Source organism: Streptomyces purpureus (assembly GCF_014648195.1).
In the GTDB taxonomy this organism is placed as follows: Bacteria; Actinomycetota; Actinomycetes; order Streptomycetales; family Streptomycetaceae; genus Streptomyces; species Streptomyces purpureus.
On sequence record NZ_BMQQ01000006.1, the window covers coordinates 58,442 to 73,758 of the forward strand.

The window sequence follows — 15,317 nt, forward strand, 5'->3', positions numbered from 1 at the left end:
AAAGCATGATCGGCCGTCGCCCTCTAGCGGGCGGCGGCCGATCGTGTTTAGGTGCGTGCTACGAGGTTCTTATTGACACGCCATCTCACGGGGGAGTGGTTCCGCATGCCCGGCGGAGGGTTCTGCAAGCTGCCGAACGGCAGCGTGGTCGTCGCGCTCAGCCTGCCGAGCCCGGTCGAGGACGGCGGCACGGTCCGCTTCCTGGTCCACGCCGTCAACCGCGCCCGCGCCCTGACCAGGCTGCGGAACCTGGGCCTGCGCGCCGTCTACCTGCGCGGCAACGCCGAACCCCCGACCCCGGACGAGGTCACCGCCGTGCTCCACCACCCGGACGGCCTGCTGTGGCGCTCCAGCCCCGGCCTGGCCGACGAGCTCTGGCACCCCATACGCGCCCTGCTGCCCCAGCCCTGAGCCCGGCCCTGAGGGTCAGGAGACGACCGGCTTGCCGGTCAGCTCCACCCCCGCGGCCCGCAGCTGCTCCAGGGCCCGGTCCGTCGTCCCCTTGGCCACGCCGGCCGTCAGGTCGAGCAGCACCTGCGTGGTGAAGCCCTCCCGGGCCGCGTCCAGGGCGGTGGCCCGTACGCAGTGGTCCGTGGCGATGCCCACCACGTCCACCTCCGTGACCTCGTGGTCACGCAGCCACTGGGCCAGCGTCGTGCCGTTCTCGTCCGTGCCCTCGAAGCCGCTGTACGCCGCCGCGTACGCGCCCTTGTCGAAGACCGCGTCGATCGCGCCGCAGGCGACCGCCGGCGCGAAATTGGGGTGGAAGCCCACCCCTTCCGTGCCGGCGACGCAGTGCACCGGCCAGGAGTCCACGTAGTCCGGCTGCTCCGAGAAATGGGCGCCCGGGTCGATGTGGTGGTCGCGGGTGGCGACGACATGGCGGTAGATGGCGCCCGCGGCCTCGCCGACCAGGTCCGTGATGGCGGCGGCGACGTCCGCGCCCCCCGTCACCGCGAGGCTGCCGCCCTCGCAGAAGTCGTTCTGAACGTCCACGACGATCAATGCGCGGTGCATGGCGGGTGTCCTTCGCGGGTGGGTGGGAGAGTGCGGGCGGGGAATGACTTGAGACTAGAGACTTCACCGCCGGTACGGGAGGGGGCATTCCCTTCCCCCGGGCGCCGCCGCCTCAGACGTACTCCGTAGGGATCACCGGCTCGCCGCGCGACAGCTGGATGGCCGACATCGGCAGCCCGGCCCGGGCCGCGATGTGCCGCTCCCGGGCGGCCTCCAGCGGCTCCCTGGCGACGACCTCGCCGCCCTTGACCAGCTCCACGAGCAGCTGGCGGCCGGCGAGACCGGCCGGTACGGGACCGGTGCCGACGACCTCCGCCTCGGCGATCCCGTCGGCGTCCACCCGGCGCGCGGCCCACTTGCGGCCGCCGACGGAGGCCTTGCCGCCCAGGGACTTCTTGGCGACCGCCTCCAGCGGCGCCTTGGGGTCGGCGGACCGGGCCCTGGCGACGAGTTTGTACACCATCGAGCAGGTGGGGTGACCGCTTCCGGTGACCAGCTGCGTGCCCACGCCGTACGCGTCGACCGGCGCGGCGGCCAGCGAGGCGATGGCGTACTCGTCCAGGTCGGAGGTGACCACGATCTTGGTGCCGGTGGCGCCCAGCTCGTCGAGCTGCTGGCGCACCCGGTGGGCGACCAGCAGCAGGTCGCCGGAGTCGATGCGCACGGCCCCGAGGCCGGTGCCGGCGAGCTCCACCGCGCTCCGTACGGCCTCGGTCACGTCGTAGGTGTCGACGAGGAGGGTCGTACCGCTGCCGAGGGAGTCGATCTGGGCCCGGAAGGCGTCCCGCTCGCTGTCGTGCAGCAGGGTGAAGGCGTGCGCGGAGGTGCCGACCGTCGGAATGGAGTAACGGAAGCCCGCGGCGAGGTCGGAGGTGGAGTCGAAGCCGCCGACGTAGGCGGCGCGGGCGGAGGCGACCGCCGCCAGCTCGTGGGTGCGGCGGGCGCCCATCTCGATCAGCCGCCGGCCGCCGGCCGCCGCGGACATCCGGGAGGCCGCGGCCGCGATGGCCGAGTCGTGGTTGAGGATGGAGAGGATCACGGTCTCCAGCAGCACACATTCGGCGAAGGAGCCCTCGACCCGCAGGATCGGGGACCCGGGGAAGTACACCTCGCCCTCGGGGTAGCCCCAGATGTCACCGCTGAAACGGTACTGCGCGAGCCATTCGAGGGTCGGCGCGTCCACGATCCCCCGCTCCCGGAGGAAGCCCAGCACGCCCGCGTCGAAGCGGAAGTTCTCGACGGCGTCGAGCACCCGGCCGACACCGGCCACGACTCCGTAGCGCCGCCCCTCCGGGAGCCGCCGGGTGAAGACCTCGAAGACCGACCGCCGGTCGGCCGTGCCGCCCCGCAGGGCCCCCTGGAGCATCGTCAGCTCGTACTGGTCCGTGAAGAGCGCGGTCGACGGCACGTCCACCGGCAGCCCAAGGTCCGCAGTGTTCATGGCAACGATGCTACCCCGAATACTCGTCAGAGTGACGATTTCTCCGGGCCCGTTTGTGCGACGGCCCTCCCCGGGTGGCAGCATGGGCTGAGTGAGCGTTGCGCCTATTGAGATCGAACGTACGAAACCGGCCGAGGAGAGCTTCGCCGTCCCGGAGCCGGACGTGCCCTGGGTGACGATCGTGCACAACGATCCCGTCAATCTGATGAGCTATGTGACCTACGTCTTCCAGGCGTACTTCGGCTACTCCAAGGACAAGGCCCACAAACTGATGCTCGACGTGCACCACAAGGGACGCGCCGTGGTCTCCAGCGGCAGCCGCGAGGAGATGGAACGGGACGTACAGGCCATGCACGGCTACGGCCTGTGGGCGACCCTCTCCCAGGACCGCACCTGATGAGCGGGAACTTCGAGGCGCTGCCCGGCGGCGGCGCGGCCGTCGCGCTCGACGAGGTCGAGATCTCCATCCTCCGCTCCCTCGCCGTCCAGCTCCTGGAGCTGATCGGACCGGGCGACGAGCCCGCCCAGGGTGAGGACCCGCTCGCCGCGCTCTTCGCCGAGGGGCCGAGCGAGCGCCCCACCGACCCCGCCCTCGCCCGGCTCTTCCCGGACGCCTACGGGGACGACGACGAGGAGCTGCGGGCCGCGGCGGCGGAGTTCCGGCGGTTCACCGAGAACGACCTGCGCTCCCGCAAGCGCGACGACGCCCTCGCGGTCGTACGGAGCCTGGACGGGCTCTCCGCGGCGGGGGAGGGCGGCGCGGTCCTCAAGCTCACCCACGAGGAGTCGCTGCGCTGGCTCGGCGCCCTCAACGACCTGCGGCTGACCATCGGTACCCGGCTGGAGGTCACGGACGAGGACGAGATGGGGGAGCTGTACCGGCTGCCCGACTCCGATCCGCGCAAGCCGATGGTGATGGCGTACCTCTGGCTGGGCGCGCTGCAGGAGACCCTCGTCGAGACGTTGATGCCCTGACACCCCCGTGGAGGGGAGTGTTCGCTCAGCGGACGCTCAAATCCGCATAACGATCTCATCACCCCTGCGTTCTGATTTCCTGTGCCAATTTCCCTTTGTCCGGTTTTTCGTGTGGCGAGTCCCACAGAGTCTGTCGTCGATCACTCTTGCGGTCGTGATAAATTTTCACGACCGCCCGGGGACGCCACCCCTGTGCCCGGGGGCGCTTTGGCCGGCTGACCGCCGGTAGCACTCCATCCGTATCCGGGGGGATCAGGACCTGATCCGCAGTCGCAGCAGTGGCGGCGCGGGTCAGCATGGAGAAAGGCGCACCACCATGACCTCAGTGCAGGTCGACAAGCAGCACGACGGCAGTGAGGCCACACAGTCGTCCGGCGAGGGATACCACCGCAGCCTCGGCGCCCGCCAGATCCAGATGATCGCGATCGGCGGCGCCATCGGCACCGGCCTCTTCCTTGGCGCGGGCAAGGCCATCTCCAAGGCCGGCCCGAGCCTCATCCTGGCCTACGCCATCGCGGGCCTGGTCATCTTCTTCATCATGCGGGCCCTGGGCGAGCTGCTCATGTACCGCCCCGTCTCGGGCTCCTTCGCGGACTACGCCCGTGAGTTCGTGGGTCCCTTCGCAGGCTTCGTCACCGGCTGGACGTACTGGCTCTTCTGGGTGGTCACCGGCATCACCGAGGTCACCGCGGCCGCCACGTACATGACGTACTGGTGGGACATCCCGCAGTGGCTCTCCGCCCTGGTCTTCACGGTCATCCTCTACGGCGCCAACCTGATCTCCGTGAAGCTCTTCGGTGAGCTGGAGTTCTGGTTCTCCATGGTCAAGGTCACCGCCATCATCGGCATGATCCTGATCTGCGCCGGCATCCTGACCGTCGGCTTCTCCGACGCCGGCGACACCGCCACCGTGGCCAACCTCTGGAACGACGGCGGCTTCTTCCCCAAGGGCATCGGCAGCACCCTGATGACCCTCCAGATCGTGATGTTCGCCTTCCTGGCGGTCGAGCTGGTCGGCGTCACCGCCGGTGAGTCCAAGGACCCGAAGACGGTCCTGCCCAAGGCCATCAACACCGTCCCGTGGCGTATCGCCGTCTTCTACGTCGGCGCGCTGATCATGATCCTCTCGGTCGTCCCGTGGTCCGAGTTCAAGCCGGGCGTCAGCCCGTTCGTCGCGGCCTTCGAGAAGATGGGCCTCGGCATCGGCGCGGCCATCGTCAACTTCGTGGTCCTCACCGCGGCGCTGTCCTCCTGCAACTCCGGCATGTACTCCACCGGCCGCATGCTGCGCGACCTCGCGCTCAACGGCCAGGGCCCGAAGGTCCTCACCAAGCTGACCAAGAACGGCACCCCGCTGCTCGGCACCACCGTCTCGGCGGCGCTGATGATGGTCGGCGTCTGGATCAACTACCAGTGGCCCGGCGAGGCGTTCAACTACGTCGTCTCCTTCGCCACCATCTCCGGCATGTGGGCCTGGATCATGATCCTGGTCTGCCAGATCCGCTACCGGGCCAAGGCCAACCGCGGTGAGCTGCCGCAGTCCGAGTTCAAGGCCCCGGGCGCCCCGTGGACCAGCTGGTTCGCCCTCCTCTTCATCGGCATGGTCATCGTGATGATGGCCGTCGACGAAGGCGCGCGGATCTCGCTGTACTGCGCCCCGCTGTGGGGTCTCGTCCTCGGCGTCTCCTATCTGGTCCTCAAGAGCCGTAACCCCGAGGGCGCCGCCTTCGCCAAGCGCTCCTGACCTGGACCGTCTCGGCATTCGGGCCGTTCCGTACCACTCCTCGGTACGGGACGGCCCTTGTGCTTATTCTGTCGAACATGCTGACCATCACCCAGGCCCTGTACGACCAGATCGTGGAACACTCCCGCGCGGACCACCCCGACGAGGCCTGCGGCGTGGTCGCGGGCCCGGCCGGCAGCGGCCGCCCCGAGCGCTTCATCCCCATGCTCAACGCCGCCCGCTCGCCCACCTTCTACGAGTTCGACTCCGGCGACCTCCTCAAGCTCTACCGCGACATGGACGACCGCGACGAGGAGCCGGTGGTCATCTACCACTCGCACACGGCCACCGAGGCCTACCCCTCCCGTACGGACATCTCCTACGCGAACGAGCCCGGCGCCCACTACGTCCTGGTCTCCACCGCGGACACGGACGGCGCCGGCGACTTCCAGTTCCGCTCCTTCCGGATCGTCGAGGGCGAGGTCACCGAGGAGGAGGTCAGGGTCGTACAGGCATACTGACCCTGACCAATCCGCACTTCGGGGGCGGCAGGACCCAGGAAGCCGGTGCCCAATCCGGCGCGGTCCCGCCACTGTGACCAGGCGTTTCGCCTGCAAGCCAGGAACTGGCCTGCCGCCCTTCTTCCACACCCAGGGGACGCGGAAATCCCCCGGAGGAGGCCCAGCCATGTCCAGGCGCAGTACCGCCGCCCTCGCCGCAGCCGCCGCTCTGCTCCCGCTCACGGGATGCGTGGGCACCACCCCCGCACCCGACGCCCACGCGAAGCCCGCCCCCGGCTTCCCGTACACCGTCGACAACTGCGGGACCAAGACCACGTACACCGCGCCGCCCAAGCGCGTCGTCACCATGAACCAGCACGTCACCGAGGTGATGCTGGAGCTGGGCCTGGCCAAGTCCCTCGTCGGCACCGCCTACCTCGACGACAAGGTCCTGCCGAAGTACGACAAGGAGTACAAGGCCGTCCCCGTCGTCGCCAAGGAGTACCCCTCCAAGGAGACCCTCCTCGCCGCCAACCCTGACTTCGTCTACGGCGGTTACGCCAGCGCCTTCGACGCCAAACAGGGCCGCGGCCGCGACGACCTGGCGAAGTCCGGCATCAAGTCCCGCCTCAACATCGAGTACTGCTCCGACGGCACGACCTCCCTCGACGACCTCTACCGGGAGATCACCGAGGTCGGCCGCACCTTCGGCGTCCCCGACCGCGCCCAGAAGTGGATCGCCGGGGCCCGCACCGCCACCGCCGCCACCGAGACCCGCCTCAAGGGCACCAAGCCGCTCTCCGTCTTCGTCTACGACGGCGGCGACAAGACCGCCTCCACCGCGGGCGGCGTGGGCATCGGCAACGAGATGATCAAGCGCGCCGGCGGCCGGAACGTCTTCGCCGACCTCGACAAGCCCTTCGCCGACGCCACCTGGGAGCAGGTCGTCGCCCGCAAGCCCGAGATCGTCGTCATCTACGACTACGGCACCACCACCGTCGAGCAGAAGAAGCAGCGACTGCTGACCGACCCGGCGCTCAAGGACGTCCCCGCGATCAAGAACAAGCGCTTCGCCGTCATGCCGCTGTCGGACGTCGTCCTCGGCGTACGCGCCCCCGCCGCGATCGAGAAGCTCGCCGTCCAGCTCCACCCCGAGCTCAAGAAGTGACGACCCGCTCCACCGGGCCCCTGCGCTACACCCTCGTCCTCACGGTGCTCGCCCTGGCCCTGGCCGGGGCGGCACTCGCCGGACTCGCCCTCGGCCAGGTCCGCATCCCGGCCGCCCAGGTCCTCGACATCGTCACCGGCCGTGCGGAACCGAGCCCCTTCCGCACCATCGTCCTCGACGTCCGCCTGCCGCGCGTCCTGCTCGGGGCGGTCGTCGGCGCCGGCCTCGCCGTCGTCGGCACCGTCCTGCAGGCACTCGTCCGCAACCCGCTCGCCGACCCCTACCTGCTCGGCATCTCATCCGGCGCCTCCGCCGGGGTCGTCGTCGTCATCGTCTTCGGCCTCGGCAGCGGACTCGGCCTCGCCACCAGCCTCACCATGCCCGCCGGCGCCTTCGCCGGAGCCCTCCTCGCCCTTGTCCTCGTCTACGCCCTGGCCCGGCGCGGCGGCCAGATGACCGGCTCCCGCCTCGTCCTCGCCGGTGTCGCCGTCGCGTACGTCCTCTCCGCCCTGACCAGCCTCCTCATGGTCACCTCGGCCCGCCGCGAGCACTTCCAGGAGGCGATGTACTGGTCCCTCGGCGGCCTCGGCTCTGCCCGCTGGGACGCGCTGCCGCTGCCCGCCACCGTCCTCCTGCTCGGCACCGGCCTGCTGATCGCCCTCGCCCGCCCCCTCGACCTGATGCTCGTCGGGGAGGAGGGCGCGACCGTCCTCGGCCTGGACACCTCCCGCTTCCGGGCCGCCGTCTTCGTCCTCACCTCCCTCGTCACCGGCGTCCTGGTCGCCTTCAGCGGCGCCATCGGCTTCATCGGACTGCTCGTCCCGCACGCCGCCCGGATGTTGGTCGGCGCGAGCCACCGCACCCTGCTGCCCGTGACCGCCCTCGCCGGAGCCGCCTTCCTCGTCACCGCCGACCTCGCCGCCCGTACGGTCGCCGCCCCGCAGGACGTCCCCGTCGGCATCCTCACCGCCCTCATCGGCGGCCCGTTCTTCCTGTGGCTGCTGCGCCGCCGCCCCGAAGGAGCGCCCGTATGACCCTCCTGCGCACCGAAGGGATCTCGTACGGGACCAGGCTCCACGCCGTCGACCTGACCGTCGGCGACGGCGAGACCGTCGGCGTCGTCGGCCCCAACGGCAGCGGCAAGACGACCCTGCTGCGCTGTGTGTACGGCACCCTGCGGCCCACCGCCGGACGCGCCCTGCTCGACGGCGACGACCTGTCCGCCATGGGCCCCAAGGCCCGCGCCCGCAGCATCGCCACCGTCCCCCAGGACGGCCAGGCCCTCTTCGAGCTGACCGTCCACGAGATGGTCGCGATGGGCCGCTCCCCGCACAAACGTTTCTGGGAGGCGGACACCACGGCGGACACCCGGCTCGTCCGGGAGGCGCTCGCCCGGGTCGGCATCGCCGACCTCGCCGAACGCCCCTTCCCCTCCCTCTCCGGCGGCGAACGCCAGCGCGCCCTGGTCGCCCGCGCCCTGGTCCAGCGCCCGGCGGTGATCGTCCTGGACGAGCCCACCAACCACCTCGACATCCGCTACCAGCTCGAAGTCCTCACCCTGGTCACGGAGTTGGGCACGACCAACCTGCTGGCGCTGCACGACCTCAACCTGGCCGCGTACTACTGCGACCGGCTCTACGTCCTCGACGCGGGCCGGGTCGTCGCCGAAGGTCCGCCCGCCGAGGTCCTCACCCCCGCCCTCCTCGCCACCGTCTACGGCGTGGACGCCGAGGTCACGACCTATTCGGCGACCGGCGCCCCGACCGTCGTCTACCTCCCCAAGTCCGCCAGTCGGGCGTGAACCGTCCAGCATCCGAGATCACATTCCGGAACCCGGACCGGGAATCGATACGATGACCGCATGGTTTTCCACGACGTGAGCGAACGGACGCCGGGCAGCGTGCTGCTCGTGGCGCGGCTGCACGTCGATCTGTGCCGTCTCGCCAGCGCGATGTGAGCGGGAGCGCACCAGCGCGCCCAGGAGCACGACCCCGCGCGGGGGCCCAGAGCCGCGCGCCTTTCACGCCACTCCCGACAGGAGCCCACGCCATGGCCATCGAGGTCCGCATCCCCACCATCCTCCGCACCTACACCGACGGCGAGAAGGCCGTCCAGGGCAGCGGAGCGAACCTCGCCGAGCTCTTCGCCGACCTCGAGACCCGCCACTCGGGCATCCAGGCCCGGCTCATCGACGAGGCCAAGGGCGGCGAGCTCCGCCGCTTCGTCAACGTCTACCTCAACGACGAGGACGTCCGCTTCCTCGACGGCATCAACACCAAGCTGACCGACGGCGACAGCGTCACGATCCTCCCGGCCGTGGCCGGCGGCAGCATCTGAGATGCGGTACGACTCCCCGCTGGCGGCGGTCGGCAACACGCCCCTGGTCCGGCTGCCCCGGCTCTCGCCCTCGGACGACGTCCGTATCTGGGCCAAGCTGGAGGACCGCAACCCGACCGGCTCGGTCAAGGACCGCCCCGCCCTGCACATGATCGAGCAGGCCGAGAAGGCGGGCCGGCTCACCCCCGGCTGCACCATCCTCGAGCCGACCTCGGGCAACACGGGGATCTCCCTGGCCATGGCGGCGAAGCTCAAGGGCTACAAGATCGTCTGCGTCATGCCGGAGAACACCAGCGAGGAGCGCCGCCAGCTGCTCGCCATGTGGGGCGCCGAGATCATCGCCTCCCCGGCGGCCGGCGGCTCGAACACCGCCGTCCGCGTGGCCAAGGAGCTGGCCGAGCAGAACCCGAGCTGGGTCATGCTCTACCAGTACGGAAACCCCGACAACGCGGGCGCGCACTACGCGACGACCGGCCCCGAGATTCTCGCGGACCTGCCGTCCGTCACCCACTTCGTGGCCGGCCTCGGCACCACCGGCACCCTCATGGGCGTCGGCCGCTACCTGCGCGAACACAAGCCCGACGTCAAGATCGTCGCCGCCGAGCCGCGCTACGACGACCTGGTCTACGGCCTGCGGAACCTGGACGAGGGCTTCGTCCCGGAGCTGTACGACGCCTCCGTACTGACCACCCGCTTCTCCGTCGGCTCGGCCGACGCGGTGACCCGCACCCGCGAACTCCTCCAGCAGGAGGGCATCTTCGCGGGCGTCTCCACCGGCGCGGCGCTCCACGCGGCGATCGGCGTCGGCAACAAGGCCGTCAAGGCGGGCGAGAGCGCCGACATCGTCTTCGTCGTCGCCGACGGCGGCTGGAAGTACCTGTCGACCGGCGTCTACACGGCCGCGACGACGGAAGAGGCGATCGAGACGCTGCACGGGCAGCTCTGGGCGTAGCGCGCGCCGGGGCGGGGCCGGCTGCCGCCGGGGGCACGGGTCCGAGGCCGGGCTGGGGCCGTACGAACACGGGCCGGCCCGGTCGCCCGGGTCCGGCCAGGCCGGCCTAGGCCGGCGTCGGGCCGTCCGGGGCGACCGGGCCGGGGCCCAGGGCTACCAGCCCGCCGACCCGGCGGATGCCGCGTGATCGTGAACCGATCCGGGCGGCCGGGGTGACGTCGGACGGAGCCCGCCGGCCGAGCCCCGGCGACGCTTCGCCGCGACGCGGCGGAGGCGGGCAACTGGCCCGCCGATCCGGCCGACGCCGGGCCGACCTGGGCGACCGGGCTGGGGCCGTACGAACACGGGCCGACCCGGGCGACGCCGGACCGCCGGACCGGCCGACGCCGGCGTCGGGCCGACCGGGCCGGGGCAGGCCGGGGCCGATCCGGGCGGCGTCGGACCGGCCGACGCCGGGCCGACCTGGGCGACCGGGCTGGGGCCGTACGAACACGGGCCGACCCGGGCGACGCCGGACCGCCGGACCGGCCGACGCCGGCGTCGGGCCGACCGGGCCGGGGCAGGTCGGGCCTGGCTGACGTGTGGCCGACCGCCTGACCGGCCTTGGCGGTCGGGCCGCCTCGGGCAACCGGCCCGCCGACCCGGCCGACCTCGGGCAACCGGCCCGCCGGACCGGTCGGCGTCGGCCGAGCCGGTCCCGGCCCCGCGGGCCTCCGTCGGCGCTACGACGCCAGGTGGCGGACCTGGTCCCAGACCACCGGGTCCACCACGCCGACCCGTCGGCGGAACTCCCACACCGGGATCTCCCGCAGCTCGTCCGTCTCCAGGAAGCTCGGGCGGCCGTGCGCATCACCCACGGATCCCGGCGGCAGCGCCAGCACCCCCGGCCGCTCGTCGTGGTACTTGCTGGTGATCTTGACGACCACGGCGTCGTCACCTCGTACCGCGAGGACCAGGCACGGCCGGTCCTTGGAGCCGGGGCGGTCCTCGTAGGGCACGTCCGCCCACCAGATCTCACCCGCCCGGGGCAACCGGCCGCGCACCCGCGGCGGCACGCCCGGCCGGGCCGGGGGGCGCGTACGCCCCGGCGGGCGCCGACCACCGCGCCGCCACCCGTCGGCCACCGCCACGACGAGCGCGAGCACCACAACCGCGACCAGCGCCGGCCACCAGGACGTGTCCATAGCCCCAGACGTTACCGGCGCCGCCCCCGCGGCGCCCGCGCCCCCCTCGGCCGTGCCGCCGTCCATCCGAACCGGTGACAGAGCCCGTGAGTTCGCCCACAACAGGCCCCCACGGAGGAGCGACCCGCCCGCCCGCACCTTACGCTCGACAAACCGCACGACCTCCCCACTCAGCGACCTTTCCGCTCCCGTCCACGGAGGTTCACGCTCCATGAAGCTCACCGTCGTCGGCTGCTCCGGCTCGTTCCCGTCCGCGGAATCGGCCTGCTCGAGCTACCTCGTAGAGGCCGACGGCTTCCGGCTGCTCCTCGACATGGGCAACGGCGCCCTCGGCGAGCTGCAGCGCCACATCGGTCTGTACGACCTCGACGCCATCTTCCTCAGCCACCTCCACGCCGACCACTGCATCGACATGTGCGGCTACTTCGTGGCCCGCTACTACCGCCACGAGGGCGGCCGCTGCCCCGCGCTCCCCGTGTACGCGCCGGAGGGCGCCGAGCAGCGGCTGACCACGGCGTACGCGGACACGCCGTCGCCCACGTCGATGAGAGAGGTCTTCGACTTCCACACGCTCAAGCCGGGCTCGTTCGACCTCGGCCCGTTCCAGGTCCGCACGGAGCGGGTCGAGCACCCGGTCGAGGCGTACGGCATCCGGATCGAGCACGGCGGGAAGACGCTCACCTACTCGGGCGACACCGGCGTCTGCGAGTCGCTGCACCAGCTGGCCGACGGCGCCGACCTCTTCCTGTGCGAGGCGTCCTTCACGCACGGCAAGGAGGACATCCCGGCGCTCCACCTCAACGGCCGGGAGGCCGGCGCCCACGCGCGGCGCGCGGAGGTGGGCCGGCTGGTGCTGACCCACATCCCGCCGTGGACGGACGGCGCCCAGAACCTGGCCGACGCGCGCGCCGTGTACGGCGGCCCGGCGGAGCTGGCGTACCCCGGCGCGGTCTACGAGCTCTGACGCCGAGGCGGTAGAACGGCACGAGGCCCCGGAACCGTACGGTTCCGGGGCCTCGTTTCGTTCCTGCCCAGGGCTTACGCCTTGGTGAGGTCCTCGACCTCCTCCTCGGGCTCGCGGCCCGGGGTGGGGAGGTCGAACTTGACGATGGCGAAGCGGAAGACCACGTAGTAGACCGCCGCGAAGGCCAGACCGATCGGGATGATCATCCAGGGCTTGGTCGCCAGACCCCAGTTCAGGAAGTAGTCGATCGCGCCGGCCGAGAAGCTGAAGCCGTGGTGCACTCCGAGGGCCCAGGTCAGCGCCATCGAGACGGCGGTGAGGACCGCGTGGATCACGTACAGCACCGGGGCGATGAACATGAACGCGAACTCGATCGGCTCGGTGATGCCGGTGACGAAGGAGGTCAGCGCCAGCGAGATCATCATGCCGCCGACGACCTTGCGGCGCTCGGGCCGGGCGCAGTGCGTGATGGCGAGGGCCGCGGCCGGCAGGGCGAACATCATGATCGGGAAGAAGCCCGACATGAACTGACCGGCGGTCGGGTCGCCGTGGAAGAAGCGGGGCAGGTCGCCGTGCCACATCGCACCGCTGGAGTCCTTGAAGGAGCCGATCTCCTGCCAGGCGACGGTGTTCACGAACTGGTGCATGCCGATCGGGAGCAGGCCGCGGTTGATGGCGCCGAAGATGCCCGCGCCGACCGCGCCGAGGCCGGTCATCCACTCACCGAAGTTGGTGATGACGTTGCCGATGGGCTCCCAGACCAGACCGAAGACGACACCCATGATCGTGCCGACGAAGGCCATGATGATCGGGACGAGCCGGCGGCCGTTGAAGAAGCCGAGCCAGTCGACCAGCTTGGTGCGGTGGAACCGCTGCCATATGACGGCGGCCAGCAGACCCATGATGATGCCGCCGAAGACCTTGGGGTCGTTGTACGTCGCGGCGACGTCGACGCCCTTGTTCTCGGTGGTGTTGACGACCGCCTCGGTCACCGGGAACGCGGTCAGCACGTTCTTGTAGACCAGGAAGCCGACCAGCGCGGCGAGGGCGGTGGAGCCGTCGGCCTTCTTCGCGAAGCCGATCGCGATACCGACGCAGAACAGCAGGGGAAGGTTCGCGAAGACCGCGTCGCCGGCCGTGGCGAAGATCTTGGCGACCTTGTCCCAGCCGAGACCGTCCTTGCCGAAGGCGTCGTCCTGGCCGAGGCGGAGCAGAATACCCGCGGCAGGCAGCACGGCGATCGGCAGCTGCAGGCTGCGACCGACCTTCTGCAGCCCCTGGAACAGGCCGGCCCCGCGCTTCTTCGCGGGCGCCGCCTGGGCGGTGGCCGTACTCATCAACTTCCTCCAGTAGGCAAGGCGCCGCCAGAGGACATGGAAAGGGGGTGACGGCGGCGTCTTTAGAAGAACGCGGTGGACTGGACCGCGTGGTCTACACCAATGAGAGGTGTAGACCAGTTGTAGCACGTGAGACTTAGATAAGGAACCTGCGAATTCTGTGGCCTCAGACATAGCCGTAGATCAACGACAAAAGGCCCCGGACCGTCAGGTCCGAGGGCCTTTTCCGCGCCTGGCGGGACCGCCCCGCGCGGGCGTCACGCCTTGATGTTGCCCTGCCGGATCTCTTCCTCGACCTCCGCCGGTTCGCGTCCCGGAGTCGGCAGATTGAACGCGGTGATCGCGAAACGGAAGATCACGTAATAGACGACGGCGAAGCCGAGGCCGATCGGAATGATCAGCCAGGGTTTGGTCGCCAGGCCCCAGTTGATCACGTAGTCGATCAGGCCGGCCGAGAAAGCGAATCCGTCCTTCACGCCGAACGCCCACGTCACGGCCATCGAAACACCCGTCAGGACCGCGTGGATCGCGTAGAGCAGCGGGGCGATGAAGAGGAACGAGTACTCGATCGGCTCGGTGATGCCGGTGACGAACGACGTCAGGGCGACCGAGAGCATCATGCCACCGACCTCCTTGCGCCGGTGCGGCCTGGCGCAGTGCGTGATGGCCAGGGCCGCGGCCGGCAGCGCGAACATCATGATCGGGAAGAAGCCGGTGAGGAACTGACCGGCGTCCGGGTCGCCGGCGAAGAACCGGTTGATGTCGCCGTGCACCACCGTGCCGTCCGGCTTGGTGTACGTGCCGAACTGGAACCAGATCGGCACGTTGAGGAACTGGTGCAGGCCAATGACGAGCAGCGCGCGATTGGCGACCCCGAAGATGCCCGATCCCCAGGCACCCAGCCCGACCAGCCAGTCGCTGAAGCTCTCCAGCGCCTCGCCGATCGGCGGCCAGATCCACAGGCAGAGCGCGGCGAAGGCGATCGCGACGAAGGCCATGATGATCGGGACGAGCCGGCGGCCGTTGAAGAAGCCGAGCCAGTCGACCAGCCTCACGCGGTGGTAGCGCTGCCAGAACCAGGCCGCCAGCAGGCCCATGACGATGCCGCCGAAGACCCCGGGGTTCTGGTACGTGTATCCGGCGAAGGCGTCCTCCGCCCCCAGGCAGCCGCCGCCGACGTCCCTCGTCCCCTCGGGGCAGTCCGTGGGGAACTGGCGCAGCACGGTGTAGTAGACGAGGAAGCCGACAACGGCGGCCAGCGCGGTGGAGCCGTCCGCCTTCTTGGCCATGCCGATCGCGACGCCGACGCAGAACAGCAGGGGCAGCCCCAGACTCCCGTCGAGCAGTGCGGCACCGGCCCCGGCCATCACCTTGGCGACGTTGTCCCAGCCCAGACCGCCCTCGCCGAAGACGTCCGGCTGGCCCAGGCGGATGAGGATGCCGGCCGCCGGGAGGGCGGCGATGGGCAGCTGGAGGCTGCGGCCCATCTTCTGCAGCCCTTGGAAGAGGCCGTTCCACCATCTCCGCCGAGGCGCTGTGCTCGCCGGGGTCGCGGGACTGTCGGAACTCATCGGCGTCCTCCCGGAACAAGCCACGTCTGGCTGTCGTTGCGACTGGTGTAGACCAGTTGCGATAGGCTCCCGGAGGTCACTCGCAGACAGAACTCCGGTGATCGTCATCATTGGTGACGGTCCGGAATACCGCTCGCGAAGATGGGCC

Annotated in this window: 17 protein-coding genes and 1 riboswitch; of the genes, 12 read left to right on the forward strand and 5 right to left on the reverse strand. The window is 70.5% G+C overall.

Annotation, left to right across the window (positions count from 1 at the left end; translation table 11 throughout):
* Positions 1–105 precede the first annotated feature (105 nt).
* Entirely contained in the window at positions 106–411 is a 306-nt protein-coding gene (locus tag IEZ01_RS10435; RefSeq protein WP_019886709.1) for a hypothetical protein, read from the forward strand.
* Between the two features lie 15 nt (positions 412–426).
* Here the strand turns inward: IEZ01_RS10435 and IEZ01_RS10440 are convergent, their stop codons facing one another.
* Both IEZ01_RS10440 and IEZ01_RS10445 read right to left on the reverse strand, forming a co-directional pair.
* Positions 427–1,017 (reverse strand): nicotinamidase, encoded by a 591-nt coding sequence (locus IEZ01_RS10440; protein WP_189201272.1) that lies wholly within the window; start codon positions 1,015–1,017, stop codon positions 427–429.
* Positions 1,018–1,129: 112 nt separating this feature from the next.
* A complete protein-coding gene (locus tag IEZ01_RS10445; protein WP_028797582.1) occupies positions 1,130–2,458 on the reverse strand; it encodes a nicotinate phosphoribosyltransferase in 1,329 nt (442 codons plus the stop codon).
* Positions 2,459–2,549: 91 nt separating this feature from the next.
* On the opposite strand from IEZ01_RS10445, the gene clpS reads away from it, so the two are divergent.
* From clpS to IEZ01_RS10490, 10 genes are all read left to right on the forward strand, one after another.
* Positions 2,550–2,855: an ATP-dependent Clp protease adapter ClpS gene (gene clpS / locus IEZ01_RS10450; RefSeq protein WP_028797581.1), complete on the forward strand. Its 306-nt coding sequence runs from the start codon at positions 2,550–2,552 to the stop codon at positions 2,853–2,855.
* Positions 2,855–3,433: a DUF2017 domain-containing protein gene (locus tag IEZ01_RS10455; protein WP_189201274.1), complete on the forward strand. Its 579-nt coding sequence runs from the start codon at positions 2,855–2,857 to the stop codon at positions 3,431–3,433. The genes clpS and IEZ01_RS10455 overlap by 1 nt, the downstream gene beginning before the upstream one ends.
* Positions 3,434–3,749: 316 nt before the next feature.
* The gene (locus IEZ01_RS10460; RefSeq protein ID WP_019886702.1) at positions 3,750–5,177 is read left to right on the forward strand and encodes an amino acid permease; all 1,428 of its coding nucleotides are present in this window, start codon (positions 3,750–3,752) and stop codon (positions 5,175–5,177) included.
* A gap of 77 nt (positions 5,178–5,254) precedes the next feature.
* Complete coding sequence (locus IEZ01_RS10465; protein WP_019886701.1) at positions 5,255–5,677, forward strand: M67 family metallopeptidase; 423 nt, start codon at positions 5,255–5,257, stop codon at positions 5,675–5,677.
* A 12-nt stretch (positions 5,678–5,689) separates the two neighbouring features.
* Positions 5,690–5,804: riboswitch (cobalamin riboswitch) on the forward strand.
* Between the two features lie 39 nt (positions 5,805–5,843).
* Positions 5,844–6,824, forward strand: a complete 981-nt coding sequence (locus IEZ01_RS10470; RefSeq protein ID WP_019886700.1) for an ABC transporter substrate-binding protein — start codon at positions 5,844–5,846, stop codon at positions 6,822–6,824.
* Positions 6,821–7,858 carry a FecCD family ABC transporter permease gene (locus IEZ01_RS10475; RefSeq protein WP_189201276.1) on the forward strand — a complete coding sequence of 346 codons (1,038 nt, stop codon included), beginning with the start codon at positions 6,821–6,823 and terminating at the stop codon, positions 7,856–7,858. Before IEZ01_RS10470 ends, IEZ01_RS10475 begins: the two co-directional genes overlap by 4 nt.
* On the forward strand, positions 7,855–8,625 hold the full coding sequence (locus IEZ01_RS10480; RefSeq protein WP_189201278.1) for an ABC transporter ATP-binding protein: 771 nt from the start codon (positions 7,855–7,857) through the stop codon (positions 8,623–8,625). Before IEZ01_RS10475 ends, IEZ01_RS10480 begins: the two co-directional genes overlap by 4 nt.
* Before the next feature lie 60 nt (positions 8,626–8,685).
* Positions 8,686–8,781: a putative leader peptide gene (locus tag IEZ01_RS36020; RefSeq protein ID WP_019886697.1), complete on the forward strand. Its 96-nt coding sequence runs from the start codon at positions 8,686–8,688 to the stop codon at positions 8,779–8,781.
* 92 nt (positions 8,782–8,873) lie between these two features.
* Complete coding sequence (locus IEZ01_RS10485; protein ID WP_019886696.1) at positions 8,874–9,161, forward strand: MoaD/ThiS family protein; 288 nt, start codon at positions 8,874–8,876, stop codon at positions 9,159–9,161.
* Between the two features lies 1 nt (position 9,162).
* Positions 9,163–10,113: a PLP-dependent cysteine synthase family protein gene (locus IEZ01_RS10490; protein ID WP_019886695.1), complete on the forward strand. Its 951-nt coding sequence runs from the start codon at positions 9,163–9,165 to the stop codon at positions 10,111–10,113.
* A gap of 722 nt (positions 10,114–10,835) precedes the next feature.
* Here IEZ01_RS10490 and IEZ01_RS10495 read toward each other — a convergent pair.
* Positions 10,836–11,297 carry a type II toxin-antitoxin system PemK/MazF family toxin gene (locus IEZ01_RS10495; protein WP_019886693.1) on the reverse strand — a complete coding sequence of 154 codons (462 nt, stop codon included), beginning with the start codon at positions 11,295–11,297 and terminating at the stop codon, positions 10,836–10,838.
* Between the two features lie 211 nt (positions 11,298–11,508).
* Here IEZ01_RS10495 and IEZ01_RS10500 point away from each other — a divergent pair, with 211 nt between their 5' ends.
* Positions 11,509–12,261, forward strand: a complete 753-nt coding sequence (locus IEZ01_RS10500; protein ID WP_189201280.1) for an MBL fold metallo-hydrolase — start codon at positions 11,509–11,511, stop codon at positions 12,259–12,261.
* Positions 12,262–12,335: 74 nt separating this feature from the next.
* Here the strand turns inward: IEZ01_RS10500 and IEZ01_RS10505 are convergent, their stop codons facing one another.
* Complete coding sequence (locus IEZ01_RS10505; protein WP_019886690.1) at positions 12,336–13,598, reverse strand: PTS transporter subunit EIIC; 1,263 nt, start codon at positions 13,596–13,598, stop codon at positions 12,336–12,338.
* Positions 13,599–13,855: 257 nt separating this feature from the next.
* Positions 13,856–15,169 carry a PTS transporter subunit EIIC gene (locus IEZ01_RS10510; RefSeq protein WP_028797580.1) on the reverse strand — a complete coding sequence of 438 codons (1,314 nt, stop codon included), beginning with the start codon at positions 15,167–15,169 and terminating at the stop codon, positions 13,856–13,858.
* Positions 15,170–15,317: the final 148 nt, after the last annotated feature.